The organism is Roseibium salinum (assembly GCF_026240905.1).
In the GTDB taxonomy this organism is placed as follows: Bacteria; Pseudomonadota; Alphaproteobacteria; order Rhizobiales; family Stappiaceae; genus Roseibium; species Roseibium salinum.
The window spans coordinates 1,543,644-1,561,769 of sequence record NZ_JAPEVI010000003.1 but is presented as its reverse complement, the minus strand read 5'-3'; the positions used below and the strand labels follow the sequence as shown (position 1 = coordinate 1,561,769).

At 60.9% G+C, this 18,126-nt stretch carries 17 protein-coding genes and 1 pseudogene; 10 read left to right on the top strand and 8 right to left on the bottom strand.

Translation table 11 applies throughout. The features are described from left to right. Positions 1-15: 15 nt before the first annotated feature. Complete coding sequence (locus ON753_RS11750) at positions 16-1,137, top strand: response regulator (RefSeq protein WP_265962712.1); 1,122 nt, start codon at positions 16-18, stop codon at positions 1,135-1,137. A gap of 66 nt (positions 1,138-1,203) precedes the next feature. On the opposite strand, the gene ON753_RS11745 is transcribed toward ON753_RS11750, so the two are convergent. Further along, positions 1,204-2,160 (bottom strand): LysR family transcriptional regulator, encoded by a 957-nt coding sequence (locus ON753_RS11745; protein WP_265962711.1) that lies wholly within the window; start codon positions 2,158-2,160, stop codon positions 1,204-1,206. A 106-nt stretch (positions 2,161-2,266) separates the two neighbouring features. Here ON753_RS11745 and ON753_RS11740 point away from each other — a divergent pair, with 106 nt between their 5' ends. From ON753_RS11740 to dusA, 3 genes are all read left to right on the top strand, one after another. Beyond that, complete coding sequence (locus ON753_RS11740) at positions 2,267-3,922, top strand: glutaredoxin domain-containing protein (protein WP_265962710.1); 1,656 nt, start codon at positions 2,267-2,269, stop codon at positions 3,920-3,922. Between the two features lie 250 nt (positions 3,923-4,172). Then, complete coding sequence (locus ON753_RS11735; RefSeq protein WP_265962708.1) at positions 4,173-4,661, top strand: hypothetical protein; 489 nt, start codon at positions 4,173-4,175, stop codon at positions 4,659-4,661. 269 nt (positions 4,662-4,930) lie between these two features. Next, entirely contained in the window at positions 4,931-5,932 is a 1,002-nt protein-coding gene (gene dusA, locus ON753_RS11730) for a tRNA dihydrouridine(20/20a) synthase DusA (protein WP_265962706.1), read from the top strand. A 37-nt stretch (positions 5,933-5,969) separates the two neighbouring features. Here the strand turns inward: dusA and ON753_RS11725 are convergent, their stop codons facing one another. The 4 genes from ON753_RS11725 to ON753_RS11710 form a co-directional block, all read right to left on the bottom strand. Beyond that, positions 5,970-6,683: a retropepsin-like aspartic protease family protein gene (locus tag ON753_RS11725; protein ID WP_265962705.1), complete on the bottom strand. Its 714-nt coding sequence runs from the start codon at positions 6,681-6,683 to the stop codon at positions 5,970-5,972. Then, positions 6,683-6,862: a DUF1289 domain-containing protein gene (locus ON753_RS11720; RefSeq protein WP_265962704.1), complete on the bottom strand. Its 180-nt coding sequence runs from the start codon at positions 6,860-6,862 to the stop codon at positions 6,683-6,685. Before ON753_RS11720 ends, ON753_RS11725 begins: the two co-directional genes overlap by 1 nt. Before the next feature lie 74 nt (positions 6,863-6,936). Beyond that, entirely contained in the window at positions 6,937-8,088 is a 1,152-nt protein-coding gene (locus tag ON753_RS11715; RefSeq protein WP_265962703.1) for an alpha/beta hydrolase, read from the bottom strand. Positions 8,089-8,168: 80 nt separating this feature from the next. Then, positions 8,169-8,918: an adenosylcobinamide-GDP ribazoletransferase gene (locus tag ON753_RS11710; RefSeq protein WP_265962702.1), complete on the bottom strand. Its 750-nt coding sequence runs from the start codon at positions 8,916-8,918 to the stop codon at positions 8,169-8,171. Positions 8,919-9,148: 230 nt separating this feature from the next. On the opposite strand from ON753_RS11710, the gene cobT reads away from it, so the two are divergent. Next, positions 9,149-10,174 carry a nicotinate-nucleotide--dimethylbenzimidazole phosphoribosyltransferase gene (gene cobT, locus ON753_RS11705; protein WP_265962701.1) on the top strand — a complete coding sequence of 342 codons (1,026 nt, stop codon included), beginning with the start codon at positions 9,149-9,151 and terminating at the stop codon, positions 10,172-10,174. A 10-nt stretch (positions 10,175-10,184) separates the two neighbouring features. Here cobT and ON753_RS11700 read toward each other — a convergent pair whose 3' ends face one another. Then, positions 10,185-11,741 (bottom strand): sensor histidine kinase, encoded by a 1,557-nt coding sequence (locus ON753_RS11700; protein WP_265962698.1) that lies wholly within the window; start codon positions 11,739-11,741, stop codon positions 10,185-10,187. A 162-nt stretch (positions 11,742-11,903) separates the two neighbouring features. Here ON753_RS11700 and ON753_RS11695 point away from each other — a divergent pair, with 162 nt between their 5' ends. The 5 genes from ON753_RS11695 (at position 11,904) to ON753_RS11675 (ending at position 16,411) form a co-directional block, all read left to right on the top strand. Beyond that, complete coding sequence (locus ON753_RS11695; protein ID WP_265962696.1) at positions 11,904-12,578, top strand: uracil-DNA glycosylase family protein; 675 nt, start codon at positions 11,904-11,906, stop codon at positions 12,576-12,578. A 168-nt stretch (positions 12,579-12,746) separates the two neighbouring features. Further along, the gene (locus ON753_RS11690) at positions 12,747-13,232 is read left to right on the top strand and encodes an Lrp/AsnC family transcriptional regulator (protein ID WP_265967135.1); all 486 of its coding nucleotides are present in this window, start codon (positions 12,747-12,749) and stop codon (positions 13,230-13,232) included. 258 nt (positions 13,233-13,490) lie between these two features. Beyond that, positions 13,491-14,726: an aromatic ring-hydroxylating oxygenase subunit alpha gene (locus tag ON753_RS11685; protein ID WP_265962695.1), complete on the top strand. Its 1,236-nt coding sequence runs from the start codon at positions 13,491-13,493 to the stop codon at positions 14,724-14,726. Between the two features lie 4 nt (positions 14,727-14,730). Next, complete coding sequence (locus tag ON753_RS11680; RefSeq protein WP_265962693.1) at positions 14,731-15,804, top strand: FAD-binding oxidoreductase; 1,074 nt, start codon at positions 14,731-14,733, stop codon at positions 15,802-15,804. Positions 15,805-15,907: 103 nt separating this feature from the next. Next, positions 15,908-16,411 (top strand): DUF302 domain-containing protein, encoded by a 504-nt coding sequence (locus ON753_RS11675; RefSeq protein WP_265962691.1) that lies wholly within the window; start codon positions 15,908-15,910, stop codon positions 16,409-16,411. A gap of 6 nt (positions 16,412-16,417) precedes the next feature. Here ON753_RS11675 and ON753_RS11670 read toward each other — a convergent pair whose 3' ends face one another. Beyond that, positions 16,418-17,131 carry a DNA alkylation repair protein gene (locus ON753_RS11670; protein ID WP_265962689.1) on the bottom strand — a complete coding sequence of 238 codons (714 nt, stop codon included), beginning with the start codon at positions 17,129-17,131 and terminating at the stop codon, positions 16,418-16,420. Between the two features lie 7 nt (positions 17,132-17,138). Continuing rightward, positions 17,139-18,019 (bottom strand): annotated as a pseudogene (locus tag ON753_RS11665) (NAD(P)-dependent oxidoreductase). Positions 18,020-18,126: the final 107 nt, after the last annotated feature.

Below are 18,126 nucleotides of genomic sequence, written 5' to 3'. Positions count from 1 at the left end.
GGCTGGATCGGTTTTATGACCGGCGACAATGAACCATCGCAGCAATCAGGAAGTGTGCCGGCCATCCCGAGTCGATCGAAACCAGTTATTCTGTGTGTAGAGGACGAGCCCGAGCTTCTTGAAGATATCGGCGCGGAGCTTTCCGGCGCCGGCTACAATCCGGTCCTGGCCGCCGACGGAGTGGAGGCGTTGCGCGAACTGGAGAGCCATGCGCCCGACATCATCATGTGCGACATCACGATGCCCCGTCTTGGCGGACGCGAACTTTTGCGGATCGTGCGCACCCGTCGGCCGGATCTGGCGGATGTGCCCTTCATCTTCTTGACAGCACTGGGTGAGCGCGAAGACATGATCTCCGCGAAATTGGCAGGGGCCGACGATTATCTGGTCAAACCCGTCGACTTCGATCTGATGCTCGCTTCGATCGATGCCCGGCTCGATCAGGTCGCGCGTATGCGCCGCAAATTCGATTCCGATGCCGAAAAAACGTGGCAGACGATCGAAACACTGTCCGCCGGGGAGACTGCATGGGACAGCGCAGCCGCCCGAGCGCTCGATTTTCTGGCACTGGGAATTGTCTTTCTCGATCGGGACAACCGGGTCGTCTTTGCCAATGAAGCTGCCTATGCCTTTTCCATCGAAACCGACGGGCTTTGCGTGGGCCGGCAGATCCAATTGCGCGAACGTGTAGCGGCCAAACAGATCTTCTCCCTGATGGCAGAGGCGACCGATGCCGGTCTGAACGGTATAGAGTTCACGGCGGGCGTGCCCGTCGGTCGCGCGTCCAATGCGCATGACGTACTCGCCCTGATCTGTTCGCTGCCCGGTTCGCGGTCAGCTGGCGCCGGGGTCCCGGTTGCGGTTGCCTTTCTCTCCGATCCTGCCCGCCGTCTCCACCTGTCGCGTGACCTGATCGCTTCCCTCTTCGGCCTGACGCCGACCGAAGCGGAGATTGCGCTCGAATTGACCGAAGGGCACAGGCGCGAGGCCATCGCCGAGCGGCTCGGCATTACCAACACCACCGTCGCGTTTCATATGCGCAACCTCTTCCAGAAGACCGGCACCAACCGGCAGGCGGATCTCGTTGCTAAAATTCTCGTCGGAGTGGGCGCCGTCCTGCCCGAAGGAGCGGGTTGAATTGGGCTATGGGGGACGGGACGCACGGAATAGACCAGTATATCAGCTCGGCACGCGAGTGATGGTTCAGTCGGGGCGCGTTGCCATAGAAATGCGTTCGGTTGTGAAATCGTAGGTGCTCGCCGCCTCCTCGATCTCTGTGACATGACGGACCAGAAGGTCCAGAAAGACACGCACGGCGGGGACATTGGACCGTTTGGGAGGAAGCGCAGCGAACAGTTCCATCTCCGGACCCGTGTAGCCCGGAAGCGCCCGCACGAGCACCCCGGCACGTGCGAGGGGCTCGGCGTAGAGCATCGGCAGGAACGCCACACCGGGCCCCGCGCTCAGAATGCCGAGCGCGACAGTCGGCTCGCTGACAGCGACCAGGGGCTTGCTGGTGAGACGGACCCTTTCGCCCTGCGGGTTGGTCAGCTCCCACGCATGTGGAAATTCGTCGATTGCGATGTGGATGCGTCCGAGTGCTTCCACAGCGTCCGGGTCCGAGAGGTCGATCTCGGCAGCGCGGGTTCGGAAGGCATAGAGCGCAAGGGGCGAGCCCACGAGTTTGCGGGCCACGAGGTAAGGTTCGGACGGGCGGCCGACGCGGATCACGACGTCCAGTTCCTCGACGACGGGGTCAGGTCCATGGCTCATGACCTGAAGGCTGGCATTCACGCCGGGATAACGTTCGGCCAGCTTCGCCAGGACCGGAGCGAGCAGTTTCTGGCCCGTAAGCGCGCTAGCCGCGATACGCAGCGGTCCGTTCGGCTCGCCTTGCCCGGCCCGCATCGCCTCGTCCGCGGTCGAAAACAGTGTCAGCGCGCTCTCGGCTGTCGGCAGCAGCCTCGCACCCAGGGGCGTCAGGCGCAGTCCTCTTCCGACCCGGTCGAAAAGGGGTGCGCCGGCGGCCGTTTCAATCCGGTGCAGCGAGCGCGACAGCGTCGCCTTGGGAATGCCGAAGCGGCGCGAGGCGGGACTCAATCCGCCTGCGCTGGCAATAAGACCGAAGCCGTGAAGATCGTTGAGATCGAACTCTGCCACTTTATCGTTCCGATTTCCGAACAACGCGTTCAAGAATGGTCTGTTTCCGGTCCGATTGTCCAGTCGTATTCCTTGTGCAGTGAGACGCGCCAACGGAGGACCAAAAATGGATGACAAACTGCAACTGTTTACCAGGCCGAATTGCCAATACTGCGCGCGGAGCAAGGAGACGCTGGCGCGGGCCGGCCTGGGGTATGGCGAGCATGACGTTTCCGCGTCGAAACGAACCGCCGATCTCAGCATCTATCTTTCCGGTGTTATGACCGTTCCTCAGGCGTTTGCCGGCAGTCTCCACATCAACGGCTCGCGCGACCTGATCGCTCTCGATGCGGCCGATCGCCTTGTGCCTCTCGTCGCCGCGGCCGATGAGCCGATCGATGTGGACGCATTCTCGGACGAGGAACTTTCGCAAGGCTCTCAGGACATCGTCCTCAAGGACCAAATCCCTGAGAGCGACGGGACGCATTCGAGCGACCCTGAGCAGTGGGCGATCCTGCGCTTCTACAAGAGTTTCTTCGGCTTCTGGCCGAACTGCTTCTACTACCAGCATCATTGGCCCGAGAGCTACAAGCTGTTTGTCTATGCTCACAATGTCGGTGCCATCGGCATGGGCCAGAAGATCCTTGGCGAGCCCGTAATGATGGCGACAGGCTTCTCTACGTCAGAGGCGTCCGGCTGCAACTATTGCCAGGTGCACATGACTTCCGCCGGCGGCGAGCAGTCGCTCGGCATACCGAAGTTGATCGAGGCGGCACGCGAGGGAGATGCACCCGACGACTCGCCCATCGGACCCTTTGAGGCCGCGCTCGCGGATCTTACCGCAGCGGCAACCACCAACACGGTGACCGAGAGGCATATTGAGCGCGTGCGACAGCTCGCGGACAACGCACGGGTCTCCCGGGAAGGTGCGGAAGCCAATCTGATGGGTGCGGCGATGATCGCGTCGGCCTTCGGCTTCCTCAACACGTTCAATGATCTCACTGGTGTCGACATTGAGGCCGCCTGGGCGAAGCAATCCGAGGAAAAGGCGGGTATCCACCCCGGTCGGCACGGTGTCAGCCGGAACCGTGCCTCGAACAATCTCGACCACGACGTGCCGGAGGGCGGCCCCTCGGCTGAGGATATGGTCGCCAAGTACGACGCGATCGTTCGGAGCGCAGGTGGGGTCGAGGCCTACGCGAAGCGTGAACTGGGACTGTTGCCGGCGTGGATCGAACTCTGGCCCGAACACCTGCGCGCGCGCCACGCGCTGTTCTATGCGGAGATGATGCAGAACCGCGCCCACTCGCCGGTGCCCTCCGAACTCAAGCACCTTATGGCACGGGTTTCGGCGATCGCCCGGGGAAACGATTATCTCGCCGCGGTCGAAGGATGGCTGGCGCACCGGGCCGCCAGCGAAGATCCAGGGTCGATCGACCGCATCCGCCACTGTTTCGGTGCAGCCAAGGGGTGGCATCCTGACACAACGTCGTTCACTGAAAAGGAGCGCGCGGCGCTGGCGATGGCATGGCTCTCGGGCCAGTCGCCGCTCACCACGCCGCGGCGCTTTATTCAGCCCGCGATCGACCACTGGACGGCCGTCGAGCTCGTTCACCTGTGTACGGTCTGCAGCGTCGCGGGCCTCGTCCAGCGGTTCTCGGCAATAGCGCGCCCGAAGATCGAGCCGAAGGTACGGGCGTTCCTGCAAGAGAATGCCCTGACCTCTGACACGCTGGCATTGCGGTACCCACTGCCTGGCGATCGCCGCAACGGCGACGCCTGAGCCGCCAACGGTGACCTGCCAGGCCACCGCGCCCTCCAAGGCGACGTCTTGGCTTGCTCTGCGTCCGTACACTTCCGCGGCCGCGCCGCCAGGCAGTGTCGCGCGTTGCAGTCAGCTGACGGGCTTCATCACGTCATGCCTCTTCATCCGGGCTCGGTGAGGAGGTGCGTGGCCGCGGGCGAAGGGACTGGCAGCAGCACCAGTTGTCTTCGCGTCCGCACCACCTTGAACGATCACAGGAGTTGCACTCATGACCATCCTAATATCGACTCTCGCCACAGTCTGCTTCTCCTTTGCCTGTGGCATCTTTCTGACGCTCTCCTATATCGAGAAACCGGTATGGCCGATGATGCGGGATCCGATGACGTCGCGGATCAGTGACGATGTGGCCCGGACGATTCACGCCACACTGAACCGCCTGATCAGGCTGCTGCCGCCCACGATGATGATCACCATGGGCGCCGGCCTGGTTTTCCTATTGCTCCAGGCGTGGCAGCGCGGCTTCGCGTGGGTGACGCTCATCGTGCTTGCCGTTCTGGTTGTCGGCCTCGGCTATATTCTCAGCCAGCTCTTTTCCCGGATAGATGCCGTGAAGAACTATCCCGCGGACGGCGACATTTCGGTCGTTCGCGACGGTCTGGGCAAACTCGCCGCCATCCACCACGTCGGCCTGCTCACCGCTGCGACAATTGTGGTGCTGCAGCTCGCGCTGATCTTCGCGACCGCCGTTGCAGGCTGAGACCCTCAAGGTCGGCGCGCACCCAAGTCGGTACTCCTTTTCAAGCGGCCACTGTTCAACGTCCCTGCGGCGGCGAAACGATGCGCAGCTGCTCTTGCGGCGTATCAGAGCGCGCCGGTTGCCGGAAGAGAGCTTTTGAAAAGCGGCCATTGCTGCTATCCAGCGCGTTCGCTACATATATATCGAGGGATCAAAGGGATCCACCGAGCCGAAACCGGTCCAATGTGATCCATGAACGTTCGTCTTCAGCTCCTTGAATCGACTGAGAAATGAAGAACTATCAAGTACACAAGTTCGCTGTCGCGCCGATGATGGACTGGACGGACAGGCATTGCCGTGTCCTTCACCGGCAGTTGTCGCGTCATGCGCTGCTATATACGGAAATGGTCACGACGGGCGCCGTGATCCATGGCGACCGGCAACATCTCATCGGTTTTTCCGACGTCGAGCACCCGATTGCCTGTCAGCTCGGCGGGTCGGACCCTGCGGAGATGGCGGAGGCGGCGAGGATCGTCGCCGGGTTCGGTTATGACGAGGTCAACATTAATGTCGGCTGTCCGTCGGACCGGGTTCAGTCCGGCCGCTTCGGGGCCTGCCTGATGCAGGAGCCGGATCTTGTAGCCTCCTGCGTTGCCGCCATGAAGGAGGCGGTCGACATCCCGGTTACCGTCAAATGCCGGATCGGGGTGGATGACCAGGATCCCGAGGAGGCGCTGGACAGGATGGCCGATGCGGTCTTTGCGGCCGGAGCGGACGCGCTGTGGGTTCACGCCCGCAAGGCGTGGCTGCAGGGGCTGAGCCCGAAAGAGAACCGGGATGTTCCACCGCTGGATTACGGCCGCGTCGTGCGGTTGAAGCAGCGGTTCCCGGACAGGTTCGTCGGACTGAATGGCGGCCTGCAATCGCTTGAGCAGGCGGCGCCTTTCCTGGAAACACTCGACGGCCTCATGTTCGGCCGCGCCGCCTATCATACGCCCCAGATCCTGGAGGAGGTCGACCGGCGTATCTATGGAGATGCTGCCCCGGATGTCTCGCCGTGGGAGGCCGTAACGCGTCACATGGGCTACCTGGAAGACCAGCTCGGCAAGGGCGTTAAGCTTGCCCATATGACCCGGCACATGCTGGGCCTGTTTCACGGACGTCCTGGAGCGCGTTCCTGGCGGCGGATCCTGACCGTGGAGGCGATAAAGCCGGGGGCGGGGCTGGAAGTCGTCGAAAAAGCCCTGGCAGCCGTCAGCCCGGCCGGGTTTGAAGTGGCAGCGGCCGAATAATCACGAACCGCTCAAAGGTACGGATTCTGGCGGCAGGTCATGGGGTGATGATCAGTCTGTCACCTTCGATGCGCCAGCTCCGAAGACGGTCGAGAGCCGTCATGCCCAGAAGGCTGCCGTCGAGTGAGCCTTGCCGGGCGACAAATCCACGGACATCCCGCAAGGTGTGGTCGCCGATGGTAATGGAGTTGATCCGCACGGGCGCCACCAGCGTGCGGCCGTTTGCCGTGGAAACCGGAACCGTAAAGGTCAGGTCCCGAAGGTCGTATCCGGCCCGGCGGGCGTCCTCGAAGGTCAGGACGACGGCGCTGGCACCCGTATCGAGCAGGAACTGCGTCCGGGCGCCGTTGGTTCGCCCGTCCACGACGAAGTGACCGGTTGCGTCCCGGACAATCAGAATCGAGCCATCCTGCTGTGAGACCGCAAGTCCGGGTGCAAGCGCGCCGAGAACGCGGTATCCGGCCTGCACCAGGTCGGTGCGGTAGGTATACCCGATCACCAGGAGCGCGCACAGGCCGCCCCAGAACAGGGTTCCCTGGACGATTTCACGGACCTTCGGCTGGCCGAAGATGAAACTTGCCAGAAACACGAAGGCGAGGGAGGCCAGCGCAACTATCCGCGGGCCGGTGTCATCGAAATTGACATTCGACGGGTCGGTCGGATCGCCAAAGAAATAGTAGAACACCATTGCGCCCATGATGGTCACCAGCAGCACGACGACCAGCGCGCGCAAATATCTCGGCCCGCCCATCAGTGGCCACCTGTCCCGCCGGTCCGGGCGCGGCGGTATTTCAGATCGGACATGACTTCGTCACGCTTCCGATCGCTGTAGCCTGCCCAGCCTGCAATTTCGTCAAGCGTGCGCAGGCAGCCGGTGCAAATTCCGGTTTCCGGGTCGATCAGGCAGATATTGACGCAGGGTGACTTCATGCAAGCGATATGGCCATAGAATATGGTTTTGCCAAGACAAAAAATGGCACGAACGTGCGAGTGCATAACATTTGTCAGGTGCCTCCTCTTGCCAATGTGACCGGTGCGGCAATGATCCGGATAGGCAGCGTGATTGCCGTCTGGGCGGCATTGCCGACGAACCCGCCGAGATCCTGGCCGAGATCGTTCGGGCCATCGATGCTGGAGTGGCTCGTCAGGCTCCGATGTGCAAGCGCCTGTTGAAGTTCGGGCGAAAACTCCGCGAGAGCCGCGAATTTCGAGTGATGGGTGGCATCCGCCGAATGCACCTCGGTCAGATCGATCACGACGGCGCCGAGCTCGGTCAGTTCTTCATCATTGGAAAACGCGCCAAGGCGCTCGACACCGCCTGACAAGGCACGGGAGGCCCGCAGGGCCCGGTCGTCCTTTGATACGACCACGACAAACGGCTTTTTCGGCGTGCCAAGTTTCTTCATGCTGGCCTTGAAAAGATCTATGTCGATGTCGGGTGCCGCCATTATGATCCGCTTGATCCTGGGCTGGAGTTTCCGTCGCTCGGAGGCCGGCATCTGTCGGATGGTTTCCATCAGCAGCCAGTTTCCCATGGAATGGGCGAGGATGGTGATCTCCTCCGCGTCGCTCGCGGCCAGATCAGTCAGCGTCTGTTCCAGTGCGTCGCGGGCAATTGCAGCGCTGTTGAGATCGTAAAGGTAATCCTGGATCTTGCCGCGGGACGCCCAGGTGAACAGCACCGGTACGCCGGCGTAACCGGCGTCATGGCTGAATTGCGTAAACCGGTAGAGGCCTTCGGCAAAGAGCGTGTTAAAGCCGTGGATGAACAGGAAAACTTCCCTTTGCCCGCGCGAGCGCTCCCGCAGTTCCTGGTTGAGGCGGCTCTGGTAAGCGGTTCTGTCTGCGAGATAGCTTGCGTCGCGGGCGACAAAATCCTTCGCTGGATCGCCGGGAAGGGACCCCGGCCATTCGATCGCACCGGGAACATGGGAAGGTGGTACCGATACGCTGGCCGCAGCGTAGTTGGTCTTTCCCGCACGCTCACCGTTGAAATAGGTGTCCGGTCGGTCGTCCCGCTCACGGGTGGTCACGATCAGCACGTCATGAACCCTGGCACCCTCAGCCGGCGTGTTGTTGAGGGCGAGGGCCCCGACATCAGGTCGGCTGGAACAGGCGCCGAGAAGTGAAAAAACAGCCGTCAGAACGACGAGCATGCGGGCAACAGAGCTCCGTGACCTCATTGCAATTGGCATTATCCACCCCAAAACGGATCTTGCGATCCAACGGCCAAATCTCAAGGTACCATAAGCAATCCGATGAGAAAGCCAAGCCCGCTGAACTGCTGCGTCGCACCCAGCACATCGCCGGTGATGCCGCCGATTTTGGCAAGGGCGAGACGGCCCGTTGCATAAGCGGCACCGGCTGCCAGCAGAAGGGCAAGGGAAAGCGCGGGCAGGGACAGAAGCAGCGCCGCCGGAACCAAGAGTGGAATTGCGAAGACAAGTGCCTGCTGCACGATTTTCCGACCCGGCTTGCCGAATTTGGCTGCCAGTCCATTCGGGCGGGCGAGCGGGAGCGAATGCCATTGCCACACCAGCAGGGCGCGGCTGAGCGCTTCACCGCCCAGGAACAACAGCGCCGCATCGGCCGGGCTGAACCGCTGCCAGAGGGCGGCCAGCAACGAAATGCGCAGCGCAACGGTGATGATGAGCGTCAGCGCTCCGAAGGCGCCGATACGACTGTCCTTCATGATTTCCAGGCGCCTTTCGCGGGTTGCGCCGCCGAAGAAACCGTCGGCAACGTCGCCGAGGCCGTCCTCATGCAGGGCTCCCGTCGTCGCAGCAAGGAAACCGGTGATGATCGTCGCGACTGCCAGCGACGGCAATTCCGTAAACCCGAGAAACACGCCGAGTGCAGCCGCGGGGAGGGCGATGACGAAGCCGGCAAAGGGAGCCGCCCTGGAGATGCGCGTGAAATCCGGTGGTGCTGTGAGATCGTCTACACGGTTGATCTTCGGCAAGGCAAGGCGCGAAAAGAATCGCACGCAGGCGGCCGTTTCTGCGGCCAGGCCGCAGAGATCCTTTCCCAGGCTATTGAATTGGTCCCAAATTTTGTCCGGAGCGGATTTGGTCTCGAAATCAGGACGTTGGTCGAATTCTGAGCTCATCAGGCCGTTCCTGCGCTTGTGCTTGGCAATGTGCCGTTATAGATCAGCGCCTTAGCGAGACCAAGCGGCCGGTTGCGATACCGGCCCCAAGACCGGGAATCCCGACCATGGCCCTTTCAGATACCGCGCTCCCCTTCGAAGACATCCGCAATCTGGTGAAATCGATGCCCGGGCCGGATGAGGCGGCGGTTGAGAAGGTAAAGGCCCGCGACGCACAGCTGACGAAGCCGGCCGGTTCCCTGGGGCGCCTGGAAGAGATTGCGGAGTGGCTGGCCGCATGGTCCGGACAGGCGCCTCCCAGGATCACCCGCCCAATGGTGGCTGTTTTCGCCACGGCGCACGGGGTGGCCGACGAAGGCGTGTCCGCTTTTCCCAGCGACGTCAACCGGCAGATGGTCGACAATTTTTCTGCCGGCGGTGCGGCGATCAACCAGATCTGCCGCGCCTACGATGTCGGCCTCAAAGTGTTTGACCTTGCCGTGGACATGCCGACCCCCAGTATCACGCGGGAAGATGCCATGGACGAAGCCAACTGTGCCGCGACCATGGCCTATGGCATGGAAGCGCTCGCCGGCGGCATCGATCTGATCTGCCTGGGGGAAATGGGGATCGGCAACACGACGGTTGCCGCGGCGGTGATCAATGGCCTTTTCGGCGGCAACGCGGAGCACTGGGTCGGCCGCGGAACCGGTGTGGACGATGAAGGGCTTGCCCGCAAGCGGGACGCAGTCGAAAAGGCTGTCGCGCGCGTGAGCGGTGAAAAGGATCCTCTCGAGATCCTGCGGAGAATTGGCGGACGCGAAATCGCCGCCATGGCGGGGCTCATCATTGCCGCGCGGCTGCAGCGGGTTCCGGTGATCGTCGACGGCTTCGTGACGACGGCGGCTGCGGCGGTGGTCTATGCGATGGATCCGTCCGGGCTGGACCACTGCCTGTTTTCGCACGTCTCTGCCGAGCAGGCGCACGCGAAGGTTCTGGAGCACATGGACAAGGAGGCCCTGTTCGATTTCGGCATGCGCCTTGGAGAAGGCTCCGGCGCGGCGCTCGCGGCCGGCATTGCCAAGGCCGCGGCCGAAATGCATTCCGGAATGGCTACTTTCGCCGATGCCGGGGTTTCCGGCAAATCGGAGTGACAATGGGCTGTCAGGCCGAGCGTGCCTTGCGGTCCCGGCGGCCGGGAGTATCGTCCTGCGGGTCGGCCCAGACGATATCCGGCGAATAATTCATGATCCTGGCCCGCGGCAGGGCAACGATGACTTCGGTACCCTCGTCCGGTTTCGACTTCAGCGTGAATTCGCCGTCATGCATGCTGACGAGGGCCTGGACGATCGACAGGCCGAGGCCGGTGCCCGGCTCCGCAGTCTTGATCGCATGGGACCCCTGGCCGAATGCTTCCAGGACGGTCGGAATTTCGTCTTCCGGAATTCCCGGTCCCGTGTCCTTGATGGAGACATATTGCCCGCCGTCCGAGGTCGGCCCCACCTTGATCCAGACCTCACCGCCCACGGGCGTGAATTTGACCGCATTGGACATGAGGTTCAGCACCACCTGACGCAGGGCGCGTTCGTCCGCCCAGACCCTTGGCAAATCCTGCTCATGGGTATGATGCAGTGAAATGGACTTTGCGTTGGCACGCACCTTCATCATCGTGCCGCATTCTTCGACGACGTCGTCCAGATACAGCGCCTCTTCGTTCAATTCATGACGGCCGGCCTCGATCCTGGACAGATCGAGAATTTCGTTGATCAGGTTGAGAAGATGCTGTCCGGAGCCGTGGATGTCCTCGGAATAGGAGCGGTAATTGCTGTTGTGCATTGCGCCGAGCACTTCGTCCTTCATGATTTCGGAGAAACCGAGGATGGCGTTGAGCGGGGTGCGCAACTCGTGGCTCATGGTTGCCAGAAAGCGGGATTTGGCCATGTTGGCGGCTTCCGCGCGCCTGCGGGCTTCGTCCGACATGGCGTTGGCGGTTTCCAGTTCGGCAATCAGGTGATCCTTATCGGCGCGGTATTCCAGCATGGTATTAGCGTTTTTCAAGAGCTGGTTGCCGAGAATGAAGAAGAACCCCTGGGCGCCGATGGCCATGGCCGCGAGCGTGTAGTGGATCGGATCGATCTGCTGCAGGAAATTGAAGGTGACGACGATGGTCATGGGCAACGTGCTGGCCAGAAGACATTTTGGCAGCGTTGCCGACTGCATTGTATTCATCGCAACCACGATCAGCAGCGTGGCGAAATGGAAGATCACGAACCCGTCGCCGGCCTCCGCGGTCTTGGGCAAGAGGAAAAACGATGCCCAGCTGCAGCCATAGAAGAACTCGCCGATCGTGAACCGCTTGCGCCAGTGGATCCGGGCCTTCTGATCGGAAGGAGCTTTCTCGTAGGAATGGCTGGTCACCACCATCGTGAAGTGGGTGCAGAGCGTGACGGCAAACCATGCGCCGATGAACAGGGGGCTGACCCAGAGCACCGAAATGGCGGCAACGATCAGGGCGAGCAGAGGCACGGCATAGGCCGCATTGATGCGCGTGTCGGCAAAGAGATGCCGGCGTTCCAAGTCGAAGGTCGTATGACGGTTTTCCGGCGCGCCGAGGCGGCTGCGCACATCGCTGACCGAGCGCGCCACCTCGCGCCGCCGCATGGCCCGCTGCTCGTTTATGGCGAGTTTTTCGTCGCCGGTTTCTGGCGCAAGTGATCCCATTAGCCGCCCGGAGGGTCTTGTTTTGGTTATTGCGTTGCTGCGTGTTGTCCAAAACTGACTCACTATTCCTTAAGATCGTCCTCAGGATCGTGGTAAGCGAAACGTTAACCGGCCGGGCCGAGCTGGAATTCATGCAAGCCGTCACTATTTACGGTCCATCACATGAGCCAGAAACGAATGACGGTTGGATTGCCATTGCTGTCCGAAATGAAGAAATACGAAGATCTCGAAACACTAGTGGCCGATGTCCGCAGATGCCGGGCATGCCTCGACAATCCCGAGAAGTCACCACTGCCGCATGCTCCCCGGCCGGTTCTGCAGGTGTCTCCCACGGCACGAATCTGTGTTTGCGGGCAGGCGCCTGGAACGCGGGTGCATCAAAGCGGGCAGCCCTTTACCGACCCGTCGGGCGACCGCCTCAGGGACTGGATGGGAATCGGCAAGGACGTCTTCTACGATCCGGCACAACTTGCCATCGTGCCGATGGGATTCTGTTTTCCCGGACTGGACGCGAAAGGCGGAGACCTGCCGCCGAGGCCCGAATGCCGGAAGATCTGGCATGATCGCGTTTTTGCCGCGATGCCGCAGATCGAACTCATCCTGGTGATCGGCCAGTATGCGCAGGCGTATCATCTGGGGTCGGAACGCAAGAAAACCCTGACGGAAACCGTTGCCGGCTGGCGAAGCTATCTCCATGCGGAACCGGAACCGGGCAAGCCGGCTGTCCTGCCGCTTCCGCACCCTTCCTGGCGCAACAATGTGTGGCTGAAGAAAAATCCCTGGTTCGAAGCGGAATTGCTGCCGGTGCTGCGGCGGGAGGTCGCCCGGCTGGTCTAGGCTCGCGCTAGCAAAGGCCGGTATTCGAAAAAATTCTCAATTCCGGGCGAATTGACAAAATTGTTGAAACTCAGATACCTATTTTGATAGTCAGGGGAAATCATTTCCCAAGGTGCTTGGCCGGACTGCACAGCGAAGTCTGCCGCCAACCAATGGATTTCGCTCATGATCGATCGTATTGACCGCCGTATCCTGTCTATCCTGCAAGAGGACTGCACAGTGCCGGTCGCCGAAATAGGCCGCCGTGTCGGCCTGTCGACCACGCCCTGCTGGCGTCGGATCCAGAAGATGGAAGAAGACGGCGTTATCACCGGGCGGGTGGCCTTGCTGGATCCGGCGAAGGTGAACGCGAAGGTGACGGCCTTCGTGGCGATCACGACCAATCAGCATTCCGAAGACTGGCTGAAGAAATTTGCCGATGTGATCAGGGAATTTCCCGAAGTGGTCGAGTTTTATCGCATGGCAGGGCAGGTCGATTACCTGCTCCGCGTTGCCGTTCCCGACATCGACGCCTATGATGCGTTTTACAAGAAGCTGATTTCGAAGATAGATATCTCAGACGTGTCGACCACCTTCGCGATGGAGCAAATCAAGCACACCACAGCCTTGCCTCTTGCGTATGTGACGCCGGAAAAGAAGCGATCCGAAGCTTGATCTCTCCGGACCGCCGAGTCGCTCATTTGAAGAGAAAATTTCGGCTCGAATTCGGGTCGAAAGCGAAACGGCGATCCCGCGTCTCGTGCAATTCAGTGCCTGCTCTGCCGAGAATTGCTGCACTGCGTCCGCATTTTTGAGCCTCTGTCTTACCTGAATAAGCACGTGCCGTTTTTGCGCAACGGTGGGACGCCCGTGAGGGACTAAATCCAATCAAGAAACGAGCCGCATGGGAGCGGCCGGATAGGATCTGTCACCATGCTCAGCGACGCAGACGTTCTCTCCTTGTTGATGGGCCGCAGGGCCGGATATTCCCTGCCGCAGGCCTTCTACACGGACGCCGACGTTTTTCAGGCAGATATGAAAAACCTCTGGCAGAAGGAATGGATTTTTGCCGTGCCTTCGGCAGAGATTCCGAAGTCGGGTAACTACATCACCCTTCAGGTCGGCGCTTATCCCGTGATTATCGTCCGCGGCTCAGACGGTGAGATTCGTGCCTTTCACAATTCGTGCCGGCACAGGGGCAGCCGTATCTGCTCCAGTGCCAAGGGATCGGCGCCAAAGCTGGTCTGCCCCTATCATCAGTGGACATATGAACTCGACGGCAAGCTGCTCTGGGCGCGGGAAATGGGCCCGGAGTTCAAGCCCGCCGATCACGGCCTCAAGCCAGTGCATTGCCTGAACGTTGCCGGCATGGTGTTCATCTGTCTTGCCGCTGTTGCGCCGGATGCCTCCGACCTGCAGAAGCAGGCCGCGCGCTATCTCGGCCCTCACGATCTGGGCAACCTCAAAGTGGCCTACCAGTCGACCATCACCGAAAAGGCCAATTGGAAGCTGGTGCTCGAGAACAATCGCGAGTGCTATCACTGCTCCGGATCGCATCCTTCGCTCTGCCGCACATTCCCGGACGACCCAAATCTAATCGGCGGAGGGGACACCGCTGCATCCAATCACGGTAAAGCCCATGTGGAACGCTGCGAACAAGCGGGGTTGCCATCGAAATACCTGGTCTCGCCTTCCGAGCAGTGGCGCTTTGTCCGTATTCCGTTCCTCGGAGATGCGGTCAGCTACACCATGGACGGCAAGGCGGCCGTATCCAAGAAAATCGGGTCCATTCCGTTCGACAATGCCGGTTCCTGCCTGTTCTTTCACTACCCGAACACCTGGAACCACTTCCTGTCGGACCATGTGCTGACGTTCCGTGTGATTCCCGTCGGGCCGCAGGAGACGGAAGTCACCACCACGTGGCTGGTCCACAAGGATGCCGAAGCGGACGCTGACTACAACCTGCAGCGCCTGACGGAAGTCTGGATCGCCACCAATGACGAAGACCGTCGGATCGTGGAAGAGAACCAGATCGGCATCAACTCACCCGCTTATCAGCCGGGGCCATATTCCACGGCGCAGGAGAGCGGCGTCATTCAATTCATCGACTGGTATACCCGCACGCTGGAAAACAGCCTTCTAGGCCGGTTCCGCGTAGCGGCGGAGTAGACAAATGATTCCTATGCCTGGGCGTGACACGCCCGTGTGGAACGACAGCGAGACCCTGGAGTGTGTCGGCGTGTTGCCGGAAGCGCCGGATGTCAAGACATTCGTCTTTCGGCCGCCCTCCGGAGCGACCTTCGTTTACAGAGCCGGCCAGTTCATCACGCTGGATCTGCCGGTTCCGGGCGGCAACGTGCAGCGAACCTACACCATCTCTTCGTCGCCGGTGTCGAACGCCTATCTTTCCGTCACCGTAAGGGCTCAGCAGGACAGTATCGGTACGCGCTGGATGCTGGACCACCTGATTCCGGGCATGCGGATCAAGGCCTACGGGCCGGCCGGTCTTTTCCATTTGCCGCCCAGTCCGGACGGCAAGTATCTCTTCATCTCGGCAGGCTCGGGCGTCACTCCGATGATGTCCATGGCCACGACCCTTTTCGAGCGGGGCGAGGATCCGGACATCTGCTTCATCCAGTGCGCCAACCGGCCCGTTGAGCTGATCTTCCGCAAGAAGCTGGAATACATGGCCAGCCGGGTGAACGGCCTGCAGCTGCATTTCGTCGTCAGCAGGAATGATCCCTATGAGGTCTGGACCGGCTATCGGGGCCACTTCAATCAGCTGATGCTGGGTCTGATGTGCAACGACTACCTTGAGCGGGACGTCTATTGCTGCGGGCCGGAGGGGTTCATGAACGCCGTGCGCGAGATTTTGAACGCGCTTGGCTTCGATATGGAACGCTACCATCAGGAAAGCTTCCAGGCACCTGCCGAAACGCGGGAAGAACTCACCGAATTCGACGACCTCGTGCCGCAGGACGACATCCAGGCGCAGATCGTTTTCGCCAATTCGAAGGTATCCGCCTGGTGTACGCAAACCGACACCGTTCTGGCGGTCGCAAAGAACGCCGGTCTCAATATTCCCTCAGGCTGCACCTTTGGCGTCTGCGGCACGTGCAAGGTGAAGAAGCTTGCCGGAGACGTGCATATGGTTCATTCCGGCGGCATCAGTGATGACGACGTCGAAGCCGGTTACATCCTGGCCTGCTGCTCCAATCCGATCGGCATGGTTGAGGTTGAGGTGTAAGGACGGCCCGCCGGACGGAAATATTCAAAGTTTGAGATGTATCAATGGCGTCCACGCGAGGAGCAGCGTAATCTGCTCCTCGGTTTTGTTGGGAGGACGTCACATGTGGATAGAACTGAGGAAAAGTGTTCAGACCGTTGCCGCAGCCGCCGGCATACTGATCTGCGGAACTGCGATCTCCGCTGCTCAGTCCGTGCCCGAAGGGGTAACGGCCTACGAGGCGTCCGCGGCATTCGACGATATCCGCTTTGAACTTGAAAACGCCATCGTCAATCGCGGTCTTGTCATCGACTATGTCTCGCATATCGGCGATATGCTGGAACGTACAGCGCAAGACGTGGGTGGGAAGAAGCAGGTCTTCGCCAACGCCCAGGCGATGCTGTTCTGCTCGGCCAACCTGTCGAGGAAGGCGATGGAAGCCGACCCGGCGAATATCGCCTACTGTCCTTACACGCTGTTCGTCTATGAGACCGCAGATGCTCCGGGCAAGGTAACGGTCGGTTTCCGTAAACTCGCCGAGACTGGATCGGACACGTCCCGGACGGCCATTGCGGACGTCAACGCATTGCTCGACGCAATCGCCAGGGAAGCAGCAGGGCAACAATAGAGTGGCCTACGGCTCCGGCAGCTTTTTCAGCCGGGTCAGGACCTTCTCTGACGAAAGCTCTTTTTGCGCTTCTCTACCGATCCTGCGGGACGTCTTGTTCTGAGATTCGCAGAGTTGCCGGGAAAGGTCGAGCGCAGGGTCATGCAACGCGGCGGAGCGTTTGCCGATCTGTCTCAGCGCCCAGTGAACGGCTTTCCAGACGAAGTTTCGCTCATCGGTAGACTGCGCTCGTATCAGGTTGAGATAATTCAGGAACTCGGTGTCCGGTACAGTCTTGGCATGAACCGCACGCCAGGCCATGAGGGCGAAGCCCGCTCGGCGGACGAATTCCCGCTCATCGGCAACCAGAACCGGCACCAGTTGATCCGAGCCCGGGCGCCTGGCAAGCACGTTGGCGAACTGATCGCAAAGGTCCCAGGAACGGATATCCTCCATCCAGGCCATTGCACGATCGGGAGCCAGGGATTCGGGCGGCGTCAGTAGGATGGCGAGCAGCCGGGCTTCGTGTCGGCCGGTTTCCCAGAGTTCGTCTGCCAGTTGCGGCGACATGCCGATCCTGCGGGCAAGGGGCCTGAGGACCGACATGGGAACGCCGAACGCGCTGGATGCATCGATGCCGAACCGCGCCATGCCGGCGCGGTTCTCTTGCGACCCGGAAACCTGCAACTCGGCAAGCACCGCGGCGGCCGACCATTCCTGGCTCGGTTCCTGCGCAGACATGCCAATGCTACTTTCTGTCGGCATGCTCCAGTCGGGCAATGAGACTGGAGGTGTCCCAGCGTTTGCCGCCCATGGCCTGGACCTCGGCGTAGAACTGATCGACCAGAGCCGTCACCGGCAGACGGGCACCGGTATCATTCGCGGTCTTGAGGCAAATGCCGAGATCCTTGCGCATCCAGTCGACGGCGAAGCCATAGTCGAACTTGCCGTTGGTCATGGTCTCCCAGCGGTTTTCCATCTGCCAGGATTGGGCGGCACCGCCACTGATTGCGGATATGACTTTCTCGACATCGAGATCCGCCTTCTTGGCGAAATGGATGGCTTCGGAGAGGCCCTGAACCAGCCCGGCAATGCAGATCTGATTGACCATCTTGGTCAATTGGCCAGCGCCGCTTCCCCCATCAGGCCGACGGATTTCGCAAAACACTCGATCACCGGCCTGGCCTTGTCGAAGACATCCTGATCGCCGCCGCACATCACCGTGAGAACGCCGTTTTCGGCGCCGGCCTGGCCGCCGGACACCGGCGCATCGATGAAACCGCAGCCTTTTTCCCTGGCCGCGGCGCAGAGCTCGTGGGCGACTTCGGCGGAGGCGGTCGTGTTGTCGACGAAAATCGCGCCTTCCTTCAGGCCGTGAAAAGCACCGTCCGGACCTGTGGTGACGGAGCGCAGGTCTTCGTCATTGCCGACGCAGGAGAAAACAAAGTCGCAGCCTTCGGCGGCTTCCTTCGGCGTTTGGGCGTGGCTTCCGCCATATTCGGCCACCCATTTTTCCGCCTTTGCCGTCGTGCGGTTGTAGACGGTAACTTCGTGGCCGCCCTTGGTTTTCAGGTAGCCAGCCATCGGGTATCCCATGACACCCAGACCGATGAATGCAACCTTTGCCATGAAGACGCTCCTTTTGCAGAACAAGGCCCGGAGGTTATCCGGGCCTTTCAATTAAAATGGTTCGTCATGGTTTTAGGGCATTCACTGCGATCTGTCAGCCAATACCG

Bases quoted from the DNA above. Each gene is read 5' to 3' on its own strand.
- cobT (WP_265962701.1), top strand. From the start codon at position 9,149: ATGGCCCTTTCAGATACCGCGCTCCCCTTCGAAGACATCCGCAATCTG.
- dusA (WP_265962706.1), top strand. From the start codon at position 4,931: ATGAAGAACTATCAAGTACACAAGTTCGCTGTCGCGCCGATGATGGAC.
- ON753_RS11680 (WP_265962693.1), top strand. From the start codon at position 14,731: ATGATTCCTATGCCTGGGCGTGACACGCCCGTGTGGAACGACAGCGAG.
- ON753_RS11735 (WP_265962708.1), top strand. From the start codon at position 4,173: ATGACCATCCTAATATCGACTCTCGCCACAGTCTGCTTCTCCTTTGCC.
- ON753_RS11675 (WP_265962691.1), top strand. From the start codon at position 15,908: ATGTGGATAGAACTGAGGAAAAGTGTTCAGACCGTTGCCGCAGCCGCC.
- ON753_RS11700 (WP_265962698.1), bottom strand. From the start codon at position 11,741: ATGGGATCACTTGCGCCAGAAACCGGCGACGAAAAACTCGCCATAAAC.
- ON753_RS11695 (WP_265962696.1), top strand. From the start codon at position 11,904: ATGAGCCAGAAACGAATGACGGTTGGATTGCCATTGCTGTCCGAAATG.
- ON753_RS11725 (WP_265962705.1), bottom strand. From the start codon at position 6,683: ATGGGCGGGCCGAGATATTTGCGCGCGCTGGTCGTCGTGCTGCTGGTG.
- ON753_RS11685 (WP_265962695.1), top strand. From the start codon at position 13,491: ATGCTCAGCGACGCAGACGTTCTCTCCTTGTTGATGGGCCGCAGGGCC.
- ON753_RS11715 (WP_265962703.1), bottom strand. From the start codon at position 8,088: ATGCTCGTCGTTCTGACGGCTGTTTTTTCACTTCTCGGCGCCTGTTCC.
- ON753_RS11720 (WP_265962704.1), bottom strand. From the start codon at position 6,862: ATGAAGTCACCCTGCGTCAATATCTGCCTGATCGACCCGGAAACCGGA.
- ON753_RS11670 (WP_265962689.1), bottom strand. From the start codon at position 17,131: ATGTCTGCGCAGGAACCGAGCCAGGAATGGTCGGCCGCCGCGGTGCTT.
- ON753_RS11750 (WP_265962712.1), top strand. From the start codon at position 16: ATGACCGGCGACAATGAACCATCGCAGCAATCAGGAAGTGTGCCGGCC.
- ON753_RS11740 (WP_265962710.1), top strand. From the start codon at position 2,267: ATGGATGACAAACTGCAACTGTTTACCAGGCCGAATTGCCAATACTGC.